We start from the raw sequence: 7,948 nt of genomic DNA on the forward strand, positions 1-7,948 counted from the left end.
GTCGTTCGCTCGGCCGTTGGGCTTGTCCGCAGCGGGCGTCTTGGCAACGCGCCTGTGCAGGTCGCCGCAGCTGATGCGCAGCGCACGGTTGATCTGGAGATCCGCGACGAGCAGGACTGGCAGGCACTGATCGGTGACGGTTCGGTCCGCAGCCTGAAACTGTCGGTTGGTGATGTGACACAGGCATTCCGTGACGCAAAGCACGATCGCGCCGCCGACAATCCTGAAACAACCAATCCCGAAGACGAATTCATCGAGCTTTATGTTGCGCCGGTATCAGTGCCGTCGATCGGTATCAGCCTGCTTGGCAAGGATGGCTTCGAACGCTTGCAAAAGCGGCTGAAGCCAGGACATCAGGCGATCCTGGTTGCGGGCGACGGAGCCTATTCTTTCAAGGGCTCCGGATATGTGCGCGGCGGTATCTTTGACCGCATCGAGTTGATGCAGGACGGGCAGGGCGTACGTTTCCGCGACAAGAACCATACTCGTATCGGCGATATCATGGCCGAAGGCGCACCGCGTTTGCGCGAGATAGCACTGTTCGAGGTGCCTGACGGGTTTGGCTTCGACGTGACAGAACCGTGGGATTTGCAGCTTCTGGTACAGCGCGGTTTCGGTGCGCGGGACAAGGCCAATATCAGTTACGATCTCGGCTACAGTTTGCCGGAAAAATATCTGGCGAAGCAGCCGGAACCGGCTCCTGTCCAGCCTGCTGTATCAATCGCCGACGCACCACGTCAGCCGCAACCGGTCGGCGAAGCCAATGCTGCCGACATTCTGGGCGAGGGCAATCCGCTCTGGGTCCGGATGTGGGAGATGAATCGTGCCAATGTAGTCATCACCGCTTTTGCCATCACGGTTCTTGTCGGCATCTTCTTCTTCCAGAACAGTCTGGTCAGGCATCCGCGCTTCTTCACCTGGCTGCGGCGCAGCTATCTTCTGTTCATCCTTGTCTGGCTCGGTTTCTACAACAATGCACAATTGTCGGTTGTCAACGTCCTGACCTTCACCAACTCCCTGATTACCGGCTTTAACTGGGAATTCTTCCTGACATCGCCGCTGATCTTCATTCTGTGGGCGTCGGTGGCGGCGGGGCTGTTGTTCTGGGGGCGTGGACCCTTCTGCGGCTGGTTGTGCCCGTTTGGCGCCCTGCAAGAACTTACCAATAATCTCGCCCAATGGCTGAAGGTGCCGCAGGTCAAGCTTCCATGGGGACTGCACGAGCGTCTCTGGCCCCTCAAATACATGATCTTCCTCGGCCTTTTTGGGTTGTCGCTCTATTCGGTTGCGCTGGCAGAAGTGTTTGCAGAAGTCGAACCGTTCAAGACCTCGATAATTCTCAAATTCGCACGTGAGTGGCCGTTCGTCATTTATGCGCTGACACTTCTGACTGCAGGCCTGTTCATCGAGCGCTTCTACTGCCGCTATATGTGCCCGCTCGGCGCGGCTCTCGCCATCCCCGGACGCATCCGCATGTTCGAATGGCTGAAACGTTGGCCGGAATGCGGTTCGCCCTGCCACCGTTGTGCCAAGGAATGCCCGGTCGAGGCGATCCATCCGGAGGGGCAGATCAACGTCAATGAATGCATCTACTGCATGCATTGTCAGGAACTCTATCACGACGACCAACGCTGCCCGCACATGATCCAGGTGCGCGTGAAGCGTGAAAAATTCGCAGCCCGCAATGCCCCCCTCGTAGCGGCTGCCGAACGTGGCGGTGGACCGGCCAGACCCGTCATCTCAGTCAAAGGAAAACCGGTTGAAGGCGTTGCCGATACCGGTCCTGCTGTCTGACTTTTTTAAAGGAGAGAAGCATGTCTGAAGAAACCAAAAAAACGCAGCTTAGTCGAAGACAGCTGCTCGGCTCGTCAGCCTTTGTGGCTGCTGCCGGCGCAAGTGGTCTTGGTGGCGCGCTGTTTGCAGGTTCAACCGAACCGGCAATGGCTGCTGCCGGCGGTGCTGGCCACAGTGCAGAGGTGAAGCCCGGAGAACTGGACGAATATTACGTCTTCTTTTCCAGCGGTCAGAGCGGTGAGGTCCGTATTGTCGGCTTGCCATCAATGCGCGAACTGATGCGCATTCCAGTGTTCAATCGCGATAGTGCGACCGGCTGGGGCCAGACAAATGAAAGCCTTAAGGTGCTGACCGAAGGCCTTCTGCCGCAGGACCAAGAGTTCCTCAAGGATCGCGGTGGCATTTTCCTGAATGGTGACTTGCACCACCCGCACCCGTCCTTCACGGAAGGCACCTATGACGGGCGTTATCTCTATGCCAACGACAAGGCCAATACGCGTGTCTGCCGCATCCGTCTTGATGTGATGAAATGCGACAAGATCATTCAGCTCCCGAACCAGCACACCGTGCATGGTTTGCGCGTGCAGAAATATCCGAAAACCGGATATGTCTTCTGTAACGGTGAAGATCGCGCGCCGATCCCGAACGACGGCAGCAATCTGACCGATACCAAGCAATATCACGCGATCTTCACGGCCGTTGACGGCGAGACCATGAAGGTTGCCTGGCAGATCATGGTCGATGGCAATCTGGACAATGTCGACTGCGATTATCAGGGCAAGTACGCTTTTGCCACCTGCTACAATTCGGAAGAGGGTACGACGCTCGCCGAAATGATGTCGAGCGAGCAGGACTGGATCGTCATCTTCAACCTGAAGCGTATCGAAGAAGCGGTTGCCAAGGGTGATTTCAAGGAAATCAACGGTGTGCCGGTCATCGATGGACGTCACGGTTCCAAATATACGCGTTATATTCCTGTGCCGAACAGCCCGCATGGCATCAACACTGCGCCAGACGGTATCCATGTGGTTGCCAACGGCAAGTTGTCGCCGACCGTTACCGTGTTCGACGTTCGCAAGTTCGATGAGCTTTTCGACGACAAGATCAAGCCCCGCGATGCTGTGGTTGCGGAACCTGAACTCGGACTTGGGCCATTGCATACGGCTTATGATGGCAAAGGCAACGCCTATACAACGCTCTTCATCGACAGCCAGATCTGCAAATGGAATATCGAGGACGCCAAGCGAGCCTTCAAGGGTGAAAAGGTCGATCCGATCCGTCAGAAACTCGATGTACATTATCAGCCCGGTCACAATCACACTTCCATGGGGCAAACCAAGGAAGCCGACGGTCAGTGGCTGATCTCGCTCAACAAGTTCTCCAAGGATCGCTATCTCAATGTCGGCCCACTCAAGCCGGAAAATGACCAGCTCATCGATATTTCCGGTGAGAAGATGATGATTGTCCATGACGGGCCAAGTTTTGCTGAACCGCACGATGCAACGATTGTTCATCGTTCCAAGATCAATCCCGTCAACTTCTGGAGCCGTGAGGATCCATTCTTCGCCGACGCTGTCACTCAGGCGAAAGCCGATGGCCTCGACCTGATGGACGCGAATGAGGTGATCCGGGATGGCAACAAGGTGCGCGTTTATATGACGTCTGCCGCGCCAGCCTTCGGTCTAACCGAGTTCACCGTCCAGCAGGGCGATGAGGTGACGGTTTATGTCACTAACATCGATGAAATCGAAGATCTCACCCACGGCTTTGCCATCATCAACTATGGTGTCAACATGGAGGTGGGTCCGCAGGCAACCGCGTCAGTTACCTTCACAGCCAACAAGCCGGGTGTGTGGTGGTATTATTGCTCGTGGTTCTGCCATGCCATGCACATGGAAATGAAGGGCCGGATGCTCGTGGAACCGAAGAAGGCCTGACTGCCATGAAGTTCCCCCGCCGGTTTCAGTCCTTGAGTGCTGCAATGCTGCTGACCGTTGTTCTGTGCGACGGTTTGCAGGCACGGCAGATCGATGTCGTGGCAGGCGAAGGCGTACAGGCGGCTATCGAAAAAGCGGAGCCGGGCGATATCGTCCGGCTTCTGAAAGGCAAACACAATGGCGCGGTTACGATCGACCGCGCCATTGAACTTACCGGCGAACCGGGCGCCGTTGTAGACGGAGTTGGCTCGGGTAACGCCATAACGGTCAACGCACCGGACGCTATCGTGCGTGGGCTGGAAGTGCGCGGTTCGGGTGAAAACATGCCCGACCTCAATTCCGGAATTTTCGTGGCAAAAACCGCCACGGGCGCACGTGTCGAGAACAATCGCCTTATCGATAACCTCTACGGGATTTATTTGCATGGCGCCGCAAATTCCATCGCGAGCGGCAATGAGATCGTTGGCCGTCGAGGCGTGCGCATGGCCCAAACCGGTAGCGGCGTTTCCATCTGGAATGCGCCCGGCGCACAGGTTATCGGCAACGTCATTCGCTACGGGCGCGACGGCATCTATACCAATGCCAGCCGCAAGAATATCTTTCGCGACAATGTGATGGAGAATGTCAGGTTCGCCGTCCATTACATGTACACGGATGACAGTCAGGTCATCGGCAATGTTTCGCGCAACAATTCGGTTGGTTTCGCGATCATGTACACCAACCGTCTCAAGGTGCTGGACAACCTGTCTGACGGCGACCGGGATCATGGCTTGTTGCTCAATTATGCAAACAGTTCGGTCATTTCCGGTAATCGCGTGATCGGGCGCATGCAACCGATAGATCGCTGGCTTGATGCCGGTGTTCAGAAGGCTGAACACGGTCTTCCTGCGGACGACCAGACGGAAACCCAGACGGGCGAAACCTCGCGGCTCGGTCCGGAAAAATGCGTCTTCATTTACAATGCCAACAAGAACAAGTTCACCGAAAACAGTTTCGAGAACTGCAGCATAGGCATTCACTTTACTGCCGGTTCCGAGGGCAATGCCATGAGCGGCAACGCCTTCATCAACAACCGCAATCAGGTGAAATATGTCGGCACGCGCAACCTCGACTGGTCGGTCAAAGGGCGCGGCAACTATTGGAGTGACAATCCGGCCTTCGATCTCAATGGCGATGGTATCGCTGACAGCCCTTACCGGCCCAATGATCTGATCGACAAGGTTTTGTGGACTGCGCCACAGGCAAAAATTCTCATCAATAGTCCGGCAATCGAGACAATCCGCTGGGCACAGACCCAGTTCCCGGCGCTTTTGCCGGGCGGTGTTGTCGATAGCTATCCCCTTATGAAGCCGCCGCATCCGGCCGATCCGGCGAAAGGAAAACCAAATGACTGAGACTGTCATTCTTGATCAGGTCACAAAGTCCTATGGCGGGTTCGACGCCATCAGCGATGCAAGTTTCAGCCTCCACGCTGGAGAAAGCATTGCGCTGGTCGGCCATAATGGTGCTGGAAAAACGACGATGATAAAGCTCATGCTCGGGCTGATCCGCCCGACCAAGGGCGCGGTTCGCGTGTTGGGCGAAGATCCGGCGACCGGTGCCTTTGCCGCCAGATTGCGGCTTGGCTATCTGCCTGAGCACGTCTCTTTCAATCTGGCGCTGACAGGAGCCGAAACGCTCGGTTTCTATGCGCGGCTCAAGAGAATGCCGGTTGCCCAAAATGTAGAGCTGCTGGAGCGCGTCGGCCTCGCCCATGCTGCGAACAGGCGGGTTGGCACCTATTCGAAGGGGATGCGCCAGCGACTGGGGCTTGCTCAGGCATTGCTCGGGCAACCGTCCGTTCTGTTGCTTGACGAGCCGACGACCGGTCTCGATCCCGCCTTGCGTCAGAGCTTCTATGAAGTCCTTGAAGAATTGCGGAGCAAAGGCACGACAATCCTCATGTCGTCCCATGCCCTGACCGAACTGGAAACCAAAGTCGGGCGCGTCATCATCGCGAACAAAGGCAAGATTATTGCCGATGGCTCCATCGATGCGTTGCGCCGGATTTCACAATTACCGCTTCGCATACGGGTGCAGACGCCAGACGTTTCCCGGCTGCCTTCGACAACCGCCAATACTGCATTGCGCTGGCATCGTCTCGGCCCGGATATCTTCGAAACGGAAGCTCCGACGGAAGGTAAGATGGCTCTTGTCCGTGAAATCGTGGCCATGAACGACAATCTCACAGAACTTGATCTCGTTCCGCCGACGCTGGACGAACTTTACGCCCACTTCCTCAATGCCGGGGAAGAGGCCCTCGCGGAGGCAGCGGAATGAACAATATTCTCATAATCGCTTCCAAGGAAATTCAGGAAGGCTTGCGCAATCGCTGGGTTCTGGCGACCACGCTATTGCTTGCGGCACTGGCCCTAAGCATGACTTTTCTCGGCAGCGCACCCACCGGCAGTTCGGTTGCCGCGAGCAAGCTGGACGTTGTGATTGTCAGTCTCTCCAGCCTGACTATCTTCCTCATCCCTCTCATTGCCCTTCTCATTTCGCACGATGCAATCGTCGGTGAAATGGAACGCGGCACGATGCTGCTGCTTCTGAGCTATCCGATAAGCCGGTTTCAGCTGGTTCTGGGCAAGTTCATCGGCCAGCTTGCCATTCTGTCCTTCGCGACATTGTTCGGGTACGGCGCAGCGGCTGTGGCGCTGATCGTTACCGGGTCTGGCGTGGATGCTGGAAGCTGGCTGTCGCTGTTCAAACTTATTATCTCGTCGGTCCTGCTGGGAGCCGTGTTCATCGCCATCGGTTTTCTTGCAAGCACCTTGGTGCGGGAGCGAAGCACGGCAGCAGGTATCGCCATCGGCGTCTGGCTGTTCTTCGTGCTGATCTATGACGCAGCACTTCTTGCTCTGCTGGTTTTCGATCAGGGCCGCATTGTTGGCGGTGGCATACTCAACGGTCTGCTTCTTCTCAATCCAGCCGACTCCTACCGGCTTCTCAACTTCGGTCTCGGACAGGCCGGATCTCTGACCGGTATGGGCGGCATAGCCGGTAACGCTACGCTCTCGGCTCCAGCTCTGACGCTCGCGCTCGGCCTCTGGGTCGTGCTGCCACTGTCCCTTTCCATGCTGGTTTTTTCGAGGAAAGAATTATGAAACGCGCTCTGTTTCTTGCTCCCCTGTTTCTGGTTCTGCTTGCAGGGTGTTCTCCGGACGAAAAGAATGATGTCGTGATGGCTCCTTTCGCGCTGACGGAAAGCGCAATGGGCCGATATTGCGGAATGAATGTTCTGGAGCACCCCGGCCCCAAGGGGCAAATCATTCTCGAGCCGACAAACGAGGCAGTATGGTTCTCTTCCGCCCGTGATACGCTCGCCTTTACGATGCTGCCTGAGGAGCCAAAAGGGATCGCGGCGATCTACGTTTCAGATATGGCGAAAGCGCCAAGCTGGGAAGAGCCGGGAGCGGAAAACTGGGTCGATGCGCGCAAAGCCTTTTTCGTGATTGAAAGCGCTGCTGTAGGTGGAATGGGGGCACAGGAGGCCGTACCGTTTTCGACACGAGAAGCAGCGGAGAAGTTCGTTGCGGAAAAGGGCGGCCGTATTAGCACTTTTACCGAAATACCGGAGGATTACGTTCTCGGCGGTCAGTCGGTGCGGCCCTCCGATCTTGGAGCCGAAAGCCATGCGCATTGAAGGTGGTCAGCGTATCAGCCGTCGGCTTGTACTTGCGGGTGGTGCGGCTGGAGTAGTGTTCTGGGCCATTCCAAAACACGCAGTTTCACTCGACCTTCCGGAGCCCATCATCTGGCGTAGTCAGGCGATGGGGGCACCTGCCAAGATCATACTCTATCATCCGGATCGTTCGACCGCTGAACGGTTGCTGCGCGAATCTGCTCAAGAAGCGGAAAGGCTGGAGAACATCTTCAGCCTCTATCGTTCGGATTCAGAACTCACCCAACTTAATCGCGATGGGGCGCTGGCATCGCCTTCGCCTGATCTGGTCGAGGTATTGCGTATCTGCCATGAATGCTGGCAGGCCAGCGACGGCCTTTTCGATCCGACGGTACAGCCCCTTTGGAACTGTCTGAAAAAGCATTTCTCGCAAGAACGTCCTTCTCCCGACGGACCATCGCGACAGCTTTGGGACGAAGCGCTTGCAAAGGTAGGGTTCGGTCACGTTCTATTCGATGATAACCGCATTGCATTCTCCAAGCCATCTATGTCT

7 protein-coding genes are annotated in these 7,948 nt (G+C 56.3%); all 7 read left to right on the forward strand.

Going from position 1 to position 7,948, the window contains the following annotated elements:
• A partial coding sequence (locus tag CES86_RS00845) for a NosR/NirI family protein (RefSeq protein ID WP_094513299.1) occupies nt 1–1,794 on the forward strand: 1,794 nt, incomplete at its 5' end.
• Between the two features lie 20 nt (nt 1,795–1,814).
• Nucleotides 1,815–3,731: a TAT-dependent nitrous-oxide reductase gene (gene nosZ, locus CES86_RS00850; protein ID WP_094513300.1), complete on the forward strand. Its 1,917-nt coding sequence runs from the start codon at nt 1,815–1,817 to the stop codon at nt 3,729–3,731.
• Nucleotides 3,732–3,736: 5 nt separating this feature from the next.
• Complete coding sequence (locus tag CES86_RS00855; RefSeq protein ID WP_094513301.1) at nt 3,737–5,125, forward strand: nitrous oxide reductase family maturation protein NosD; 1,389 nt, start codon at nt 3,737–3,739, stop codon at nt 5,123–5,125.
• On the forward strand, nt 5,118–6,050 hold the full coding sequence (locus CES86_RS00860; protein WP_012093628.1) for an ABC transporter ATP-binding protein: 933 nt from the start codon (nt 5,118–5,120) through the stop codon (nt 6,048–6,050). Before CES86_RS00855 ends, CES86_RS00860 begins: the two co-directional genes overlap by 8 nt.
• Nucleotides 6,047–6,877 carry an ABC transporter permease subunit gene (locus CES86_RS00865; protein WP_094513303.1) on the forward strand — a complete coding sequence of 277 codons (831 nt, stop codon included), beginning with the start codon at nt 6,047–6,049 and terminating at the stop codon, nt 6,875–6,877. Before CES86_RS00860 ends, CES86_RS00865 begins: the two co-directional genes overlap by 4 nt.
• Nucleotides 6,874–7,416, forward strand: a complete 543-nt coding sequence (locus tag CES86_RS00870) for a nitrous oxide reductase accessory protein NosL (RefSeq protein WP_094513304.1) — start codon at nt 6,874–6,876, stop codon at nt 7,414–7,416. The genes CES86_RS00865 and CES86_RS00870 overlap by 4 nt, the downstream gene beginning before the upstream one ends.
• Nucleotides 7,406–7,948, forward strand: a 543-nt coding sequence (locus tag CES86_RS00875) for an FAD:protein FMN transferase (RefSeq protein WP_192802361.1), incomplete at its 3' end; no start/stop codon positions are given. The genes CES86_RS00870 and CES86_RS00875, both read left to right, overlap by 11 nt.

The organism is Brucella lupini (genome assembly GCF_002252535.1).
In the GTDB taxonomy this organism is placed as follows: Bacteria; Pseudomonadota; Alphaproteobacteria; order Rhizobiales; family Rhizobiaceae; genus Brucella; species Brucella anthropi.